The sequence below is a fragment of the Zobellia russellii genome, from assembly GCF_018728565.1.
Lineage (GTDB): Bacteria > Bacteroidota > Bacteroidia > Flavobacteriales > Flavobacteriaceae > Zobellia > Zobellia russellii.
Genome location: NZ_JACSOI010000001.1, coordinates 894,869 through 913,893 on the forward strand (window position 1 = coordinate 894,869; position 19,025 = coordinate 913,893).

Annotated in this window: 10 protein-coding genes; 2 read left to right on the forward strand and 8 right to left on the reverse strand. The window is 39.3% G+C overall.

What is annotated here, in order from left to right; all coding sequences use genetic code 11:
• Positions 1-102: 102 nt before the first annotated feature.
• Positions 103-753 carry a hypothetical protein gene (locus tag H9565_RS03760; protein WP_215437670.1) on the reverse strand — a complete coding sequence of 217 codons (651 nt, stop codon included), beginning with the start codon at positions 751-753 and terminating at the stop codon, positions 103-105.
• A 45-nt stretch (positions 754-798) separates the two neighbouring features.
• Complete coding sequence (locus H9565_RS03765; RefSeq protein WP_215437673.1) at positions 799-1,701, reverse strand: metallophosphoesterase family protein; 903 nt, start codon at positions 1,699-1,701, stop codon at positions 799-801.
• 116 nt (positions 1,702-1,817) lie between these two features.
• Between H9565_RS03765 and H9565_RS03770 the strand changes: the two genes are divergently transcribed.
• The gene (locus tag H9565_RS03770; RefSeq protein WP_215437676.1) at positions 1,818-4,196 is read left to right on the forward strand and encodes a GAF domain-containing protein; all 2,379 of its coding nucleotides are present in this window, start codon (positions 1,818-1,820) and stop codon (positions 4,194-4,196) included.
• Here the strand turns inward: H9565_RS03770 and H9565_RS03775 are convergent.
• Positions 4,193-5,395, reverse strand: coding sequence for a Pycsar system effector family protein (locus H9565_RS03775; RefSeq protein WP_215437679.1), 1,203 nt, complete (start codon positions 5,393-5,395; stop codon positions 4,193-4,195). The genes H9565_RS03770 and H9565_RS03775 overlap by 4 nt on opposite strands.
• A 39-nt stretch (positions 5,396-5,434) precedes the next feature.
• Between H9565_RS03775 and H9565_RS03780 the strand changes: the two genes are divergently transcribed.
• A complete protein-coding gene (locus tag H9565_RS03780) occupies positions 5,435-9,160 on the forward strand; it encodes a metallophosphoesterase (protein ID WP_215437681.1) in 3,726 nt (1,241 codons plus the stop codon).
• 28 nt (positions 9,161-9,188) lie between these two features.
• Here the strand turns inward: H9565_RS03780 and H9565_RS03785 are convergent, their stop codons facing one another.
• The 5 genes from H9565_RS03785 to H9565_RS03805 form a co-directional block, all read right to left on the reverse strand.
• A complete protein-coding gene (locus H9565_RS03785; RefSeq protein ID WP_246560264.1) occupies positions 9,189-10,055 on the reverse strand; it encodes a hypothetical protein in 867 nt (288 codons plus the stop codon).
• Between the two features lie 32 nt (positions 10,056-10,087).
• Positions 10,088-10,993 carry a GyrI-like domain-containing protein gene (locus H9565_RS03790; protein ID WP_215437683.1) on the reverse strand — a complete coding sequence of 302 codons (906 nt, stop codon included), beginning with the start codon at positions 10,991-10,993 and terminating at the stop codon, positions 10,088-10,090.
• A 5-nt stretch (positions 10,994-10,998) separates the two neighbouring features.
• Positions 10,999-12,351, reverse strand: a complete 1,353-nt coding sequence (locus H9565_RS03795; RefSeq protein WP_215437685.1) for a vanadium-dependent haloperoxidase — start codon at positions 12,349-12,351, stop codon at positions 10,999-11,001.
• A complete protein-coding gene (locus H9565_RS03800) occupies positions 12,344-15,577 on the reverse strand; it encodes a VCBS repeat-containing protein (RefSeq protein WP_215438213.1) in 3,234 nt (1,077 codons plus the stop codon). The genes H9565_RS03795 and H9565_RS03800 overlap by 8 nt, the downstream gene beginning before the upstream one ends.
• Before the next feature lie 87 nt (positions 15,578-15,664).
• Positions 15,665-19,024 (reverse strand): VCBS repeat-containing protein, encoded by a 3,360-nt coding sequence (locus H9565_RS03805; RefSeq protein ID WP_215437687.1) that lies wholly within the window; start codon positions 19,022-19,024, stop codon positions 15,665-15,667.
• Position 19,025: the final 1 nt, after the last annotated feature.

Below are 19,025 nucleotides of genomic sequence, written 5' to 3' on the forward strand. Positions count from 1 at the left end.
GGGCTAGCGCTAAAATAATGAAATTAAGTTTTATGCACAGTTTTCAAGATTATGAGGCGCTTTGAAGCTTTCCGTCAAAAAAGAACAATACATGCTAGGGACTTATTCTCCTAATTCGGTAATCTTCTTTTCGTACAGTTTTTTGCTTTCCACAACGGCTACGTTCAGTTCTTGCATAATACCATCTACACGGCCCTCTATACTTTTCATCTGGTCGTTTATATTGTCAAAGGAATTTAGGGCGGCAGCCACTTCTAGGGCTTTTACGACCTCTACGGCATCGCCATGTAAAAGTTTTAGTTTGTCAATGGCTTTTGAAGTATTGGCTAAAGTACCGTTGTATTTGGTCTTTGCTTTTTTAATGGCTCCTAAAAGCGTTTTTTTGCTGGTCTCATCACTTAGGCTGTTGGTCTGTTTTTCCATTGCAGCAAAAAGATTAGAAGCCTTCTCTTTTAAATCTTCGTATTCTTTGTTGAGATTTTGTACCCGGCGGTCTACCTTTTCCCAATCGCCATATACCTTTGCAAATTCCTTGTCTTCGTTCTTTGTGTCTTCCAGTGCACTCTTTAATGCATTGAGCGATTCTAGGCCTTTGTTCACGTTCTTATTGGCCGTTTCTTTCTTGTTCTCAAAAGCATTTACCTGAGACTTGAATTTATCTTTTAGACGAATAAGGTCTTCCGGGCTTTTATCTTTCCAGCAAGAAGTAAGTACTAATGCAATAAGGGCAATGGATAGTGTTCTTTTAAACATGTAATTTAATATTAGTTAATGGTGGCGGTAAAGATACGTATTCTTCTAACCTTTTGCTTTCTGGTAGTCCGTCAACTTTTGTGGCCCCTCCAATAAGACCCGTACAACACGGAGTGTACCATCATCTGTGGTTGATATCTGCCATTTGATCAGTGAAATGCTGCCGTTTTCTATTTCAATACCCGTAATACTGCGTGGGTGAACGCAACTACCATCATTAAAAAACGGAATATCACCAGGCTCCGGAAAGCGTGGTCTATGAGTGTGCCCAACAATAGTAATCAACAAGTTATTTTTTAAAATCCACCGTTTAATACGGCGCTCTATTTTAATGAGTTCTTTGTAATTTTTGGCCGGGCTTGTGGGGTCTGCAATACCCCAAACCTGTAGCGGTTTCCAAAGAACGCGAACCAAAAAACGGCTCCATCTCCAAAAAGTATAGTTCCACCAATCTGCTTGGTGACCATGGGTCAAAAAGATTTCTTGTTGGGTGTCCTTGTGCTGGAGTATAATGCCTTCGTGGTATGTAATGCCCTCAAAAAGCTCTTTGGATTCCCCGTCTATGGGTTCAAAATAACTGCTTAGATGTGTTTTGACATACTGTGGGTCTTTGTAGACCATGTCATGGTTTCCCCAAATCATGTGTAGTCTACGGCCTAAATGAAATTTTCTCAATAGTCCGTATACATTCTTATGGGCCTCAAATATAGATTCAAAAAAACGGTTCTCCCAGAGCTCGTCACCATCGCCTATTTCACAATAATCAAAACCTTCCTTAAAATAGAAATTTAGTGCGTGAAAGTAAATGTTTCGGTTGTTGGCAAAGTCGTCTGCAAAACTATTGTCACCTCTGTGGCAGTCGCTAAAGAGGATAAACTTCGATTCATCGTCAAAAGGTACCATTTTGGCATTTTGGTATGCTCTGGATAACCGGGTATTGGACGACATATTGTAAATTTGCATAAATATCTAAAAAAAGCGACGAAAGGCATAAAGTTTGTTTTAACAAAACATTATTTTCTTTTGTAACTTTAAGAAGGTATTTGCGACTTATAAGAACCGTGATGAACGAAGATAGTAAAATAGATTTGCCAATTATACAGCTCATTAGCTTTGATAAGCTTTTGCGGCAGTATGATGTTATGGCCAAAAGCGATAACATTACGGCTGCGAAAATGGCACAGCGCATTATAGATGCGGCCAAACCCTACCCGGAATTACGCGCAGGGTTTAATGACGTTGCTTTGCTTGAAAAACACAAGGATGTCATTAATATAATTTTACAGGATATCTTTTCGGAAGTTCTTACCAACAACGAAATAAAGGCGGCTTCTTTGCCCTATGACAATATCATTTTTAATTCCTCTAAGCGGTTTAAGAAAATATTAAAAGATGCCGGAGGTGATGACTTCTTGCCTCAAATGCGGAATTTGCCCGAACACCAAATGTATATTGTGGCATGTACCGTAATCCTTAATTTTCATTACGGGTTCAATTTTGATTTTAAAAGACCGTTTTTTTACGATATACCGGATAAAAACGGTGTAATGCGCCACTATAGAATTCTGTACAATGCAGATTTTATGGAGATTTTGCCAACGGACAAGGCAAAGGAACTCACTCAGAAAGATGTGGATGAGTTGTTGGACAATTTTGATAATATAGACTTGTGGAAAGAGAAAATACCGCCACATAGTTTTGTTTCAAAAGGTTTTGTTATCTCCAATATGTTTGATGTTACGGCGGAGCATTCTATCTCTGAAATAAAATCTAGCCTGATTGCTAATGACAAGCGAAACAGCAAGAATTTCATGGATAATCTGCAGGAAACCTTTAGGTCTTTCTTCAATACGCCCAACATGAAAGCTGGTTTTGTAGAGTACAATGCCAAAGACAATCGTTTTGAGAGGGTGTATGCCAGTGGTATGGAAAGTTTCCTCTTAAGGGAAAGGGATTCAGTAGCCTGTGCCAGTACCTTGTGCCAAAAGTCCTACCGCAAATTACTGGAGGAGAATAGTTATTTTGCCATTTCGGACGTAGATAGGTATTATGAAACTGCTGACGAAATGTCTCTTTTTAAGGGATTAAAGGAGCAAGGTATCAAAAGTGCTATTTTGGCACCTATTGGGCAAAATGGAAACCTTTTAGGAATTTTAGAGCTTGTAGCTTATGAAGTTAATGCCCTTAATAGTGTTAATGCTAATAAGTTAGAGGATATAATGCCTTTTATCGTATCTGCGGTATTGCGTTCTAAAATTGAGGAGAGCAACCTGATCGATGCCGTGATCCAAAATGAATGTACATCGGTACACGATTCCGTATACTGGCGTTTTGAGGAAGAAGCTAAACGCTTTGTAAAAGATTCTACCGAAGGAAGAAACCCAACGTTCAGGGAGATTGTTTTTAAGGATGTGTACCCTTTATATGGGCAGGTGGATATAAAAAATTCTTCCCAAGCTAGAAACATAGCTATACAACGGGACCTTATGATTCAGTTGTCTACTATTGGTAAGGTCCTTGAAGAGGCTTGGCAGAAAACAAAGCTGCCTATTTATGAGGAGTTGATGTTTAGGGTAAATAATCATACGGACAGTATTAAGGATAGCCTCCACACCAATAGTGAACAGGCCATCTTTAATTTTGTAACCGAAGAAATAAATCCTGTTTTCTCTCATTTAAAAAAAACTGATGAGAACTTGAAGAACCTGATTCTTTTCTATGAATCGTCGGTTGATATGGGTACAGAGTCTTACTACGATCACAGACGTAACTATGATGAGAGCGTTACACAGATCAATATGAAGCTGGCGGGGTTAATGGATAAAAAACAGAAGAATGCCCAAGCCATGTTTCCTCACTATTTTGAAAGATATAAAACAGATGGTGTTGAGCATAACATGTATATAGGCGAAGAAATAGTAGGTGATCGCGATTTTGATATGCTTTATCTCAATAACCTTCGTTTATGGCAGTTACAGGTCATGTGCGAAATGGAGAATGCGCATTATGCCCTAAAACCTAAACTTCCGGTGCCTTTGGACGTGGCATCGCTTATATTGGTGTACAGTACCTCGCTTTCTATACGTTTTAGAATGGATGAGAAACGTTTTGATGTAGATGGCACATATAACGCACGTTACGAGATCATCAAAAAGCGTATAGATAAATCCTATATAAAAGGAACCAATGAACGTTTGACCCAAGCGGGAAAAATGGTCATTGTCTATTCGCAGAAAAAAGATGAGCTAGAGTATCTAAGATACATCACATTTCTCCGCTCCAAAGGGTATTTTACCGGAAAGGTAGAGATTGTTGAGCTAGAAGGTCTACAAGGTGTTAGCGGATTGAAAGCCATTAGGGCAGACATTCTCTACAAGACCAAGCAAAACAATGAGGAAAAGACGTATACCTATGAAGACCTTATGAACGAATTAAAGGCTTAGGTAGGTAACTCAATTATTCTTTCGGGACCGTAGAATTTCAACGCTACAAAAAATGCGATTACGGATAGGGTCATTCCTATCATAAAGATGGTATAGGTCCAACGTAATAGTTTATACTTTCTATCCAATACAACTCCCAAAAAGTAAAGATCTTTGGTTAGGGAGTCGTAAACATATTTTTGGTCTTTAATCAACTCCTGTATAGCCCATTCATAATCCTCAAGTTTCATTTTATGAAAATTTCCAAAGAACAATAAATTTACTTTCTTCTGCTGTACATCTTCTTTGGAAAACTCACCACTAGTAACATTGGGCCGCGTTGCCATAACGGACATAATCATGGAAATAACACTGAATAGCACAAAAATACCTGCCGGAATAACCAAATAATCGTTAGAGGGGTTGTCTAATTTTGGTATAAGATTGGAAAGCATTAATGAGATAATAATTGCATTTACGGATAACAAAATGTTCGCCTTTGTATCTGCAATATCACTCAACTTTAGGTGGTTGCGCATAGTAACACGAAACATGGTCTGTATGCCCCTTTCCGGACTTTGGTTCTTTAGTTTTACTTTAAGTTCCTCTTTCTTTAGGGTCTTTTTTTGTTTCTTATCGCGCTTTACTAATTTTCTAAGGTTATCGTCCTTGCCTTCTTGCCAATTCTTAAGTGCGTAGTCCGTATAAAAACGATGCTCTGTCTGGAACATCTTAATATTGGCTCTACGCCATTCCTTTGGTGAATGCTCTGCAAGACCCAATAATTGTAATTCTTGCCGCAGCATTTCACAGGTTTCCCCATAGCTGGATTGTGCCAGATGGGATGCATCTGCGTCCCTTATGATTTCTTCCATTAGATTCTGCGGCTCATAGCCTCTTTTTGTAGCCATAATAAGATTGCAGACCGTTTCAATGGTTTGTGCACTACAATTTTGGCTTGCAAGAAATTCTTTAGCTATTTCGCAGCTGCTTTCTTCGTGATTTTCAACACCACGCGTGTAGCCTGTGTCATGAAGCCATGCGGCTAGTGTTATTGCGTCACTATCAACAGTGTTTAAGTTATAGAAATCAAGCAATTCTTTAGTACTTTTGACAACTCGTTGAGTATGCCTAAGATTATGATACAAATAGTTGGTATCTAAATCTTTGACTAATAGGTTGATTGCAAATTCTTCGGTTTTTGATAGTAAATCCGGCATAAAAAAATATTTATGGTTCCAAATTACAAAATATTGAGAATGAATAGTATTCTATTGGGCAAACATTTTGCTTTAATAGCATTGGTGGTATTGTTCGTGGGATGTGCGACCTCCAAGACCAAGTACGCTAATGAGGAAGGTAAAGAGGATGTTTCTACCACCAAAACAGTTGCACATACGTTTTACCTTATTGGAGACGCCGGACTATCTCCTATGAACGGTATGAACGATGCACTTAAAATTTTCAAGAGCAAGTTAGATGATGCGGACAAAAATAGTACAGCACTATTTTTAGGGGATAATATTTACCCTGCAGGACTTCCGGATCCTAAAGACTCTACCGCAGCGTACATTAAGGCCAAGAACGATTTGGATGCGCAATTAAAGACCCTGGATAATTTTAAGGGAGCCCCTATTTTTATACCGGGCAACCATGATTGGTATACGGAAGGTTTGGTAGGTTTGGAACGAGAACAAGATTACATTCAGGAACAACTGGACAGTAAAGATGTTTTTTTTCCCGAAGATGGTTGTCCTATAGAAACCATAGAGGTAACGGATAACATTACCGTAATTGCAATAGATACGGAGTGGTACTTGACCAATTGGGACAAGCGCCCTGATATTAATGATAAATGCGATATTAAAACGCGCGATGCGTTTTGGCTGGAACTCGAAGACGAAATTAAAGACAACCGGCAGAACACCACTATAATCGCTATGCACCATCCTATGTTTAGCTACGGTCCGCACGGAGGTCAATATTCCACAAAGGCATATTTGTATCCTAAAGGAAAAGTTGGTCCTTTGCCTATTCTAGGAAGTTTTGTACATCTTTTAAGAAGAACTACAGGGGCATCTATAGAAGATATGAGTAACAAACGGTATACAGAGCTCAGGAAGCGGTTGTTGACCTTGGCCCAATACTCGGAAAAAGTTATTTTGGCTTCGGGGCACGAACATACGTTGCAATATATTGTGGAGGAGAATACTCCTCAAATAGTGAGCGGTTCCGGGGCCAAAACGGGAACTACCCGTCTCTTGAACGGCAGCAAATTTTCTACGGGGCAAAGGGGTTATGCTACCTTGGAGGTTTATACGGACGGTTCTTCTCAAGTTAGATACTTTGGAGTAGATGGTAATAAGGGCGAGGAATTTTTATTCACTTCGCAAGTATTACCACCGGACCGAAAGTTGTTTCAAGGCAAGTATGATGAGAAATTCCCGACAACGGTAAAAGCTTCGGTTTATTCCGAGGATGAAATAGATAGAAGCGGTTTCTTTAAGTTTCTATGGGGAGACCGGTACCGTAAATACTATGCCACAAAAGTAGAAGCCCCAACGGTAAATTTGGATACTCTTATGGGAGGTCTTGTTCCTGTTCATAAAGGAGGAGGACATCAATCAAAATCATTGCGATTAAGGGATAAGGATGGTAAGGAATTTGTAATGCGGGCCCTTCGTAAGGATGCGGAACTATATTTGCAGGCCATGGCCTTTCAGGAACAATATGTAATGGGTGATTTTGAAAATACTTATACAGAAAATTTCCTTCTTGACTTTTACACAGGATCTCACCCTTATGGGCCTTTTACTACGGCAGAGCTATCCGATGCCGTGGGACTATACCATACAAACCCGGTACTTTATTATGTGCCAAAGCAACCAGCTCTTAAGGATTTTAATGAATCCTTTGGAAATGAGCTATATATGATAGAGGAACATGCCGGTGATGGTCATGGAAATCTAAAAAGCTTTGGGTACGCCAATGAACTAAAAAGTACGAATAGCATGCTGGAAGATTTACGGGACGATGAGAAATATGCCGTAGACTCTGAAATGTATTTAAGAGCGCGACTTTTTGATATGGTTATGGGCGATTGGGACCGTCATGTAGATCAATGGCGTTGGGCAGAATTTAAGGATAAGAAAAATGATAAGGTTCTTTATAAACCAGTGCCTAGGGACCGTGATATGGTGTATTCTAAACATGGTGATGGTTTTTTTATGAATCTGGCCACAAGGATAATTCCGGCTTTACATTTAATGGAAGGTTTTAATGAAGAAATAAGAAACGTAAAAGGTTTTAACTCTTCGCCAAAGACCTATGTTTTGGATATGGCGCTTTTGACCGAAACGACCCCAGAGCAATGGCAAGAACAGGCTAAGTTCATTCGGGAAAATCTTACCGAAGAAGTCATTGATAAAGCGTTTACTCACTTTCCTAAGGAGGTGAGGGATGAAACGGTAGCAGAAATTAAAAGAATCTTATTGGCGCGATCCGCTAAAATTGAAGAAACTGCGCAGACCTATTATAGCGTTCTTAACAAATATGCGGTAGTGGTAGGAACCGATAAGGATGATTGGTTTGAGGTGAACGTCTTAAATGATAAAGAAACAGAGGTAAAGGTCTATAGGAATATAAAAGGTGAAAAGGACAAGTTGTTTTTCTCCAAGGTTTTCAATAAAAATAGCACCAAAGAAGTTTGGGTTTATGGGCTGGATGATGATGATATATTTGAGGTAAACGGAGATGAAGGAAGTGCTATTAAGATACGTTTGGTGGGTGGCCAGAACAATGATATTTATAGGGTAGGTCAAGGCGGTAACATAGCTGTTTACGATTATAAAACAAAGAAGAACACTATAGAGGAATTGAGTGGCGCCAAATTAAAACTTACGGATGATTATAACACCAACAACTACCTGCCACTGCAAATTAGGAATTCTGTAAATCAAATTATACCTACTATTGGTTATAACCCTGATGATGGCGTTAAAATAGGAATTAGTGATACCTATACGTACAACGGTTTCAGGCAGAACCCTTTTACCCAACAACATAAGGTAGATGCTTCCTTTTACTTTGCGACCAGTGGTTTTGAACTAGGGTACAGTGGTGAGTTTGCCCATGTTTTTGAAAATTGGAATTTACACTTGGGAGCTCGTTTTACCAGTCCGAACTTTGCTATCAATTTTTTCGATTTTGGTAATAGTACCGAGAATTTTGATGACGATTTGGGAATGGATTATAACCGAGTGCGTTTACAGACACTTAAATTTGCTCCGGCCTTGGTATGGCGAGGTCAATACGGGGCTAAGTTTAAAACCGGCGTATCTTACGAATCCATAGAGGTAGAAGAGAGTGATGATAGATTTATCAACACTTACTATCAGGCTAACGGAGATGAGACCGGAAATAAATTTGTAGGTGTTGATGCGGAGTATTCGTATGCCAATACGGATAATGCTGCTTTTCCAACCATGGGAATGTCTACATCGCTTGCAGCAGGATATAAAAGAAGTACCGATAACGGAAATGCTTTTGGTTATGTCGTTCCCAGTCTTGCTTTTGATTATAAGTTAATACCTAGTGGTAGATTGGTTTTAGCTACAAAATGGAAGGCACATTTTAATATAGGCGACGATTATGAATTTTATCAAGCCGCCAGTATTGGGGGTATTGATGGATTAAGGGGATTTAGAAACCAACGGTTTACCGGTAAAAAATCTTACTATCAAAATACGGATATCAGATATAGTCTTAGGAAAATAAAGACACAACTTCTACCATTGGCCATGGGGTTTTATGGTGGCTTTGATTATGGAAGGGTGTGGTTGCCCATGGAAAATTCCAAAGAATGGCATACCTCATACGGAGGCGGATTTTTTCTTAATGGAGCTGATATTGTCACGGCGCGCATGGCACTTTTCAATAGTGATGATGGCTTGCGCTTCTCCTTTGGTGTAGGTTTTGGTTTCTAGCGCAAAATGAATAGCAAGGGGCAGGCGTTTATTTAAGCTTATACTTATATAGATTTCCGCCCTCTTTTTTTGTCTCTTCATCAGAAAGTAAAAGGGTGGTATTATCTACAAAACTCACAGATTCTAGTTGGGTACGTACCATGAGGTCCGTTTCTTTTAAGGTGCTTTCGGGTAAATTTTCCAAATCAAATTCAGATAAGGTCCAAAGCTTTCCTGCTCCTAAAAGGACTACAGTTTTTCCATCGGGAGAAATATCGGCAGAAGTAACTTTACAAGTATCCCAGTCATCACATGTTTTTATCCTGCCCAAGTATTCGGCATCATAATCTCCTTTGGTATCGGGAACTCTATATATTAGTGATTCTCCGCTAAACGGATTAGCCCTATTTTTTGTAAAAATATAAAGGTAGTTGTTATAGTGAAAGAAAGCTTCAGCATCATAATAACGCTCTTTTTTTTTAGGAGGAAAACGTTTTTGCTCGGGGTATTTAAAGACTATTTGCTCAGCGGTAATATGGTCTCCGGTTTCATATTCGGGGTTGGGGAGTTTATAGATTACCAAATCTTTACGGTCACTAGCGTTATTGCCAAAGTCACCTATATATAAGTTGCCTTTTTTGTCTTCCGTAAGGTCTTCCCAATCATGGTTTTTGGCATTTTTTACCTTAAACTCCTTTAGGATTTCTCCTTTAAAATCCACTTTGGTAATGACATCATCATTGCCGCTGTCCTCAATGAACCATGCTGCATCATTTGTGTACGTAGCTATTCCGGAATTTTCTTTTAGACTACTTGGTAACTTTGTTACATAAGCTAACTGACCGTGATTGGAACAGCTGTAAAAAAGAAAAAGAGCCATGACTTGGAGTGAAAAGTGTTTTGCCATTACTTTCATTGCAACGTGTTTTTAGGAAGCAAAGGTACACTCTATTCCTCTTTTTGGTCTTGTATAGGCATGAAAATTTCAGCTTTCCACTCTAGCTCGTTTCCGCCCATATTAGGATTGGTATGAAATACTTCAAACGGTTTTTCGTTAATTTGCAACCCTTTTTTTTCAGCGTAATGCATTAACGCATACCATGCTCGGTCAGAAGTCAGGTAATTGCCATTATAAATGGCTTTCAGGGCTTTTCTTTTCTGGACTTTTTTGTAAACAAAATCATGGTCTTGTGGAAGGCTGTCCGTTTTAATTATGGGAAAGCAAAAATTGTAGGTAATACTATCATTTTTAGTATTCCAGTCTTGAACCTCTATCAAAGGTCTTCCGTCCGGTTTAATACTATTCTTTGCAACAAAGTTGCTTAAGCGCGAGTAGTTCTCCATCATGCCCTTAACCTTTCCTAATTGGGTGCTTTTTAGGGGAACACAGATACAATATTTTTCAGGAATAACCTCTTCACCAACTATAGTGGTCTTAAAGTTTGAAAGGTGGCTTTTTAAAAGTGTATAAACATCTTTAACAGTACGTTTTGAGCGTTTTTCAAAATAGGTAGTTGTAAAGGGTAGAAGTATTCTGTTTTTTAGGCTATGCTCGTTATCCGATATGGCAACTTTTACACGGGAAATAGAGTCGTTCATTGGAGTAATTTTCCAATTAAGAGTAAGGGTAGTGTCGTTTACAATAAGCGTAGTTGTAAAATCAGAAAGACTTTTTTGTTCTTGAAAGTGGGCGTTGTTTTGTTGATCTGCCCAAAACTTTGCAATCTGGTTTACTGTACCCGGTAAGGCCTTGGTTTGAAAACGAACTATGTAGTCTTGAGGCATGATAAAAAGATACCAAATTGCCCCTACTATTAATAGAGCGGACAGGACTACAGTTATTTTTTTGAACATGAGGCTCAGTTTTGGGCCATTGCGTTGCTATTTTTCATTTTGAGTTTTTCAACTACGAACTTGCCCAAGTCCCTACCTTGTTTAACACCCACTTCAACCGCAGCTCGGTAATGAATACCTCCGTACATTCTACTGATTGCAGCTTCATTGGCAGCTTGCTCAAAGGATGTAAAACTGCGGATTGGAAGTCCATAAGGCACTTCGGTATCATCATCAAAAGCAAAATTTTCGCCAAAAACATCCGTTAGGGCTACTGAAGCCGCTCCGGAAACAACGCTGTGGCCACTTGTATACTCGGGAAATGGTGGGGTCTGTAGTACCGGTTTCCAACTGTCATCTATATGTTGGTTTATCAGGGTTTCAGGGCGAATAAGGTTACTTCTGTACTTTTCGTCCCAACAGCTTATAAACGCATCTGCCATTGCTACTGAGGCCTTGGTATACGCGTATAAGGCTTGATGGAAGTCACTGTTGGTTTTGCGCGCTGCAATTTTTGCTATACCCATCCAGTGTGCTCCCGGAGTTATTTTCTTGGTTGCGAACATAAGGTGACCCCGTGTAACCGAAACATAAGGGTTGCAATCCCAAAATTGAGCAATTTGAATTTCTTCGGAAGCATCACCTTCTTCTGTAATTTTATTACTTATATCATATACTTCTTTAAGCTCTTTGTAAAAATGGGAATCTTCCTCAAGGGAAAATGCAGGTGGAGGAATTGGTTTGAATTGTGCTGCGGAGTCTATTGCAAATGGTCTTATTTTATTCCAGTGGGGTTCAATACCGTCCATGTAAGCAGGAGGAGTAGGCTGCCATCTTGTTTCATCGTCTGCATCTACCGTAAATTTGGGCATGGTTCGCGTTTGTGCATAATTGTCTTTGCTCATCCATTGGGCTATATGGTCCGCTACCTGTAGGCCATACTCTTTGGAACTATTGAACAGAACTGGGTTCTTGCCTTGCCATATCGTATAAAGACTATCGCGTAAAGCTTCCATCCGGTCTTCTGAAAATATCAGCCTTTTGCTTAGTTCCATATGTGCCACCATTGCGGAAAGGTCATAGTTGATGACTTTGGTAGTATCTGGTGCAGGAATAGATGTGAGTCCGTTTAGTTGTCCTGCCAGCGGTCTGTAATCGTCATTTGCCATAGCCATAATCTCATAGGCGGCAACGTTAGGATAGGCAAAAATTCTACTGGCTACAGGAGGCGAGAATATATCATGAATCATAATCTCCGTTACCTGGTCTATTGAAGCGTTAAGGTCTTCTGGGGTAATAGTAATAGATTCTTCTTTTTGCGGGGCTTTACACGAAATCGCAAATACTAGCGAAAGCAGTACTATAAAAATCTTATTCATTTGTCTTTTGTTTTCTTTTCAGCCTATAGATTTGGGGGCTGTCATTATTTATGGTAACCAAGAGGTATTTTTTTGTTCCTAAATTAACGATATTCAAATCTCTTACGGATTTTTGACTAAGGTCTAACCCGATTTTAGCGCTTAAAATTACATTATTTTCACCTTTAATCAAGGCGCCCGCAAAAGAATCGAATCTACCGTGATACGGTTTAACACCAAAATAGTTTCCTGCTGCTAAAACTTCTTTTTTTCCATCGCCGTCAAAATCATAGGACAACATAGACATTATAGGTGACACCTGTAATTCATTTTGAAAAGGAACAAAATTGAATTTACCGCTCTCGTTTTTTAAATAGCCTGACTGGAGTTCATGAACTAAGAGTGTTTTGGTTTTTTCTAAAGTTTCTTTATCAAAAATATCCTCGATTGTGGAGCCTGCGAAAGAGGCGTAGGTGTTGAATTTTTTCTTTAAAAAAACTAGCTGGGATGACAGTCCGTCTAAGCCTTCTAGAGGGTAGTATTTACCGTCCTTTTCAATAGTCGTTATGGTTTCGGTTTGTTTGTTCTTGTCAAAATCTCCATAGTACATTTTCATAGGGTGTTCTGCCGAAGCTTTAAATTTGCTGTTGCTTCCCCAATTACCAAGAAGATAGTCTAAGTCTCCGTCATTATCAATATCAAAGGGAACAATACTTTGCCAAAGTCCGTTCAGATTCTTTTGAACATTGTTAATTTTATTTAGTTGGCCGTTAATATTTTTGAAAAAAGTTGGCGACATCCATTCTCCAATAACGATGAGGTCTTTTGTGCCATCTGAATCAAAATCGCTCCAAATGGCATCGGTAACCATGCCTAAATTGGTAAGCGCTTCTTCATTTTTATTAAAGAAAATACCGTTGTCGTTTGTTAGTAAAACTGATTGTGGTGTCTTTCCAAAGTCGTTTGAAATGGCTTGGCTTCCAACGAACAAATCAAGGTCTCCATCGCTATCAAAATCATAGGGGGCTAGAATGGAGGTATTCTGAAAATTCTCAGGAAACGGAGCGAGAATAAAAGCAGAGTCATTCTGAGTATAGTAAGAATCAAGCAAAGGTTCCATTTTATTATAAAAATCAGCGCCACCTGTACCAATAATCAAATCATTCTTTGCGTCCGAATTAAAATCTGCAATTACCGCAGAGACATCTTCCTTAATAGAATCTTTAGCTATTTGTGCTACATGAAACGGTGTAAATGCCGTATCATTTTGAATATAGATTTGCGAAGGAATGTATTTTGAGCCTCCAAAGAAAATATCGTTCTTCCCATCACCATTTAAATCGCCGATTGCAGTTGCGGGACCACGGTCCGAAACCTGATAGGGAATCAATTTTTGACGATTAAAGTCTGTGTAATTGTCCTCGATATGGTTAAAAGTAACACCTAAGTTGTTCTCTTCCTTTTCAAAAATTATTTTTTCGTCAGGTAGTAAGCTGGCAAAATTGAACTTGACTGTGTTTTCCGGTTCCACAATCACGGTCTGATTGGTAGCAATATCCTTTAGTGTTTGGTAACTGCCATTGGGCCAGACTACTTGAATAGAGTCTACTTTTTCTGTAGTTCCATATCCAAAATGAATCATGGGTTCGGACGAAGCCTGAAACCCTCTAACAGTATAGAGTTCCTTATACTGCAACTTGCCTTGGGTATATGAGAAAACTTTGGTTCCTAGGCCAAAAGTATTTTTTCCTATGTTTTTAAATTTTAATTTTAGGTAATTTGATCTACTGTCAGTGTTGTTGATATACAGAGCAGCCGTTCCGTTTAGGTTATTGGTCACCAAATCCAAATCGCCGTCATTGTCCAAATCCCCCATGGCTGTAGCTCCAGAAACCAAGGTGTCTTTAAGTATCCATTGTCCTGATTCATCTTTGAAGGTTAAGTTATCCGAACCTTTAAATACAAAGTTGTGGATTTTTCCGCTCGGCATTTTGTCCAAAGCTTGTTGGTCCATAAGTTTGGTGTTGTTCATTTTGTTTTGAATCTGCTCGTTACTTACAAAATTGATAAAATCAAGATCATTAGGTCTTTTTGGAATACCGTTGGATATAAATAAGTCTTGCTCACCATCTTGATCATAATCTCCAAACAAAGCGCTCCAGCTCCAATCCGTAGCGGCTAAACCGCTCATAAGAGCCGTTTCTAAAAAAGAACTGTTTTGCTGATTGATATTTAGCATGTTTCGGGTGAACTGGTACCCATACCCATAACGTTCTGTACGTAACTTTTGGGTTTGTATATTATCATCTCCTTCTGATGATTTTAAGACGTTTTCATCTTGGGGGAGCATGTCTAGAGAAATTAAATCGGGCCAACCGTCATGATTAATGTCGGCCACATCATTACCCATTGAAAACCGAGAGGTATGACCGAAAAACTGTTTTGAACTCTCAGTGAAGGTCCCGTCTCCATTGTTTAAGTAATAGTAATCGTCCTCATGAAAATCATTTCCTACATAGATATCCGGGTAACCATCTTGGTTGAAATCAGAAACTGCCAATCCTAATCCGTAGCCATTTACCCCACCATAAATTCCGGCGGTCTCACTTACATCGGTAAATTTGTCTCCATCATTACGTAGTAATTTGTCTCCTGTTTGATAGTTTCGTTTAAGTCTTAAATCGGCTTTGCCAAAAGATTCTTGGGTGTGTACGGCATGGTTTAAAAGGTATATATCCAAATCGCCATCCAAATCAAAATCAAGAAAAGCGGCATTGGAACTATAGGAGTCAAAATCAAGGCCGTATTTGGCGGCACTTTCAATAAAGGTGCCATCACCATTGTTTATGAACAGTTCATTATATCCATTAAATCCGTTAATGCCCACCACGGCACATACGTAAATGTCTAAAAGGCCATCACCGTTTACATCGCCCATTACGGAGCCGGTATTCCAAGTACTATTACCTTCAATACCTGCCGTTTTGCTGATGTCCTCAAATTGTAGATTTCCTTTATTGCGATAGAGTTTGTTTTTAACCTGGTTCCCTGAGAAGAAAATATCAGGAAGACCGTCATTGTCAATGTCACCAATGGCTACACCACCTCCGTTGTAAAAATATAGATAGTCCAATATATTTAGATCGTCTGTTTCTGTAAGGGTGTTTTTGAATGTTATGCCTGTTTCCGTAGCGGGAGGATTGCTGAATAAAAAGTCTTGTTTCTTGCCGCAAGCAGTAAAGGCCATGAGGGCAATGCAAAGAACAATATGAGTATGTTTGAAATGCACGAATAGTAGGTTTTTTCTTTGAAATTGTAATTTTGGAAATGACATTTAATCTAAAGCATAAACTTTAGGTGCACTATCGTTTATGGCCGCAATAAGAAAGGTTTTTCCGCTTTTGTCTTTAAATTGTTTCAGATGCTTTACCTCTTCCTTAATAAAAAAACCGCTGGTGTTATAATCTTGCCATTTAAAGTTCAGGTTTCCATCGCCTAAAAGCACATTACCGTAGCTGGCATCCAAACGGGAATATTGTGGCTTGAACTCAAAGTTGTTCCCGGCCATGATAAGGTCTAAATTTCCGTCCTTATCAATGTCGGCACAAGTAATACCGCAAACACATGATAGTTGAACACGCGATGGCAATTTTTTAATAGTGAATTTGCCACCACCTTCGTTAATTGCAATTACGGATTCCATAGTGTTGGCTTCTTTAACGATGCTACGATCAAAAATCTCTTTTGGAAAAAGTTCTCCTATGGTTTTCTTGGCGTATTCGGAAGCTTTTAAACTTTGCTTTTTTAAGGACACTATTTGTCCGGTCAATTCTTTTTTCTGGTGGATGGGATAATCCTTTCCGTCAAAACCTCGGGTTGTAATCTGTTCTAACGTGCCATTGTTGTCATAGTCGTTAATCCATAGTTTCATGGGGTGCTCTTTATCGGCTTCGTAGGGCACGTTTGTACCTTGGTTACCCAATATTAAGTCCATGTCGCCATCTTTGTCAAGATCTACGGCTTCTACGGTGTTCCACCAACCATATAAGCTGTCAAGCGATGTAGAAAGCCGACTAAGCCGTCTTCCGGAATTCTTATAAATATTAGGTCTGCCCCAATCGGATACAGTGAGCAAATCTTTTTTGTTGTCACCATCTACATCTGCCCAAACCGCATCCGTAACCATACCGGCATCTTTAAGGTCGTATGCTAGCCTTTCGGTGGCATCAATGAATTTTCCTTCACCTTGGTTCTCTAAAAACAGATGGTCCGGATCTACACCATAAGTGCCCACCACACTTCTGGAGCCAACAAAAAGGTCAATATCACCATCATCATCAAAATCCTGTGGCGAAATAACCGAAATGTTCTTAAAGGCCGAAGGTAGGTCTTCCGTACTTTTGCTGAAATTCCCTCTTCCGTCATTAAGGTATAACCTGGGCTTATATGAATTTTCCTTATTAATACGATTGCCACCTGTGCCAATGACCAAATCTTGGTCGCCATCTCCATCGGCATCAAAAAATGCAGCGGCTGTATCGTCAAAATCAATATCTAAGTTCAGCGGTTTTTTTGAGAGCTTCCCGTTTCCGGAATGGGTGTATACTATACCGGATTGGCCCTCTGCGCCTCCTATAAAAATATCTTCGTTACCATCGCCATTTACATCGCCTATTGCTAATGCAGGGCCTTCTTGAGATATAAGTTTGGAAATAAGTCCTTCATAATCAAAATCTTGATACGAATCTTCTTTGTGTGATTCTAACTTTGTTTCGTTTATTTCGGTGAGTAGTGTCTTTTTGTTCGATGGTTTTTGTGGAACATATTTTTCTGTGGCATCCGATCGTTTTAATGTTAAAAGCTGATCAGCAGAAATGTTTTCCAGCTTCTGCGTATAATCATCGGGCCAAATAACACGAAGAGAATCTACCGTAGTGGTCTCCCCAAGACCAACATCCATTACATAATCTACCGAAGATTGAAAACCACGTGAGGGAATCAATTCCTGAAAGACAATTTGGTCTTCGTAGTACATTTTAATACTGGCACCTACTGCAAACGGATTCTGGCCTTGACCTTCAAATTTTAGCTTAATATAATGGTTATCCGTTTTTTCACTAGTGTTGTTTTTATATACGAACGATTGCATGTTTACATTGTTCACGACCAAGTCAAGATCACCGTCATTATCTAAATCTCCATATGCCGCACCGTTGGATAGGCTGGGGATTTCAAATCCCCAATCTACTGCTGCATTATCAAAAGTGATATCTCCTTTGTTACGATAAGCATAGTTGGGTTGCGGGGCAACTGGCATTTTGTTTATAATGGAATCTATAGATTCTTTCTTACCCGTCAGGGCCATTTTTTGTATGATTTCATTGGCAAAGAAATCTACAAAGTCAAGATCGGTAAGGTCATGGTTTACACCGTTGGTAATAAATATATCGCGCAGACCATCATTGTCCATGTCAAATAATAGTCCGGCCCAGCTCCAATCTGTTTTTGCTACACCGCTATGATAGGCTACTTCCGAAAACGAACCGTTACCATTGTTCAGTTGTAATGTATTTTGAATGTATTGTTGATAAAAATCTTTACTCTGCTTTAGTTTAAAGATGTTGTAACCCTCAAACTCCATAACCGATTTAACCCGCTGGTCACCTTCCGGAAGCATATCTGTAATAAAAATGTCCGCATGACCATCATTGTTGATATCGGCCATGTCTATGCCCATTGCCGACAGCGATAGGTGAGAGGTCCATTCTTTTATTTCTTCTTTAAAAGTGCCATCCTTTTGATTGATGTAAAGGTAATCGCGCTCATAAAAATCGTTAGAAACATAGATGTCCGGCCAAAGGTCTCCGTTAATATCGCTTACCATAACTCCAAGGCCAAACCCAATTAAGCTACCATATATGCCCGCATCTTCACTTACATCCGTAAATTTTCCGTTGTCGTTTCGTAAAAGCATGTCGCCAACACCCCTAAAAATATGAGGAACACCCTCCCAATCTTGAGCCCGAACGCTGCGTTGTTCTGCGTAGCCCAAACTGCTAACGGGTATGTTGCTATTGTTTAAGATGTAGGCATCTAGGTCTCCGTCTTTGTCATAATCAAAAAAAGAAGCGTGTGTGGAGAAACCGGTTTCTGCAAGATTGAATTCTTTTGCTTTTTCCGTAAAAGTGAGGTCTCCGTTATTGATATATAGATCATTATCATGGTTGTTGCCTTCCATGTTTCCAGCGTTACTTACGTAAATGTCCAGTAAACCGTCTGCATTAATATCTGCCATGACCACTCCTGTAGACCACGGTTTGTTCCCAGTAACACCGGCTTTTTCAGAAATATCCTCAAACTTAAAATCACCTTTGTTCAGGTAAAGTTTATTAGGCCCCATATTAGCGGAAAGATAAATGTCTGCCAGTCCATCATTATTGATGTCTCCGATAGCTACTCCGCCCCCGTTGTAGAAATTACGGTATTTGAATATGTTGAAATTCTTTTGATTCTTTACTGAGTTGATAAAATCGATGCCGGTTTCTTCTGTAGGAAGCATGCTAAAAAGGGTCTCTTTTTTTTGTGTATCAGAAGTATCTTCTTTGGTTTCCGGTTTGCATGAAGCCATAAGAACCATCATAAGGCTAAATGCCCAAAGTGGACCGTTGAAAAATTTTTTGGCTATTAGTTGCATA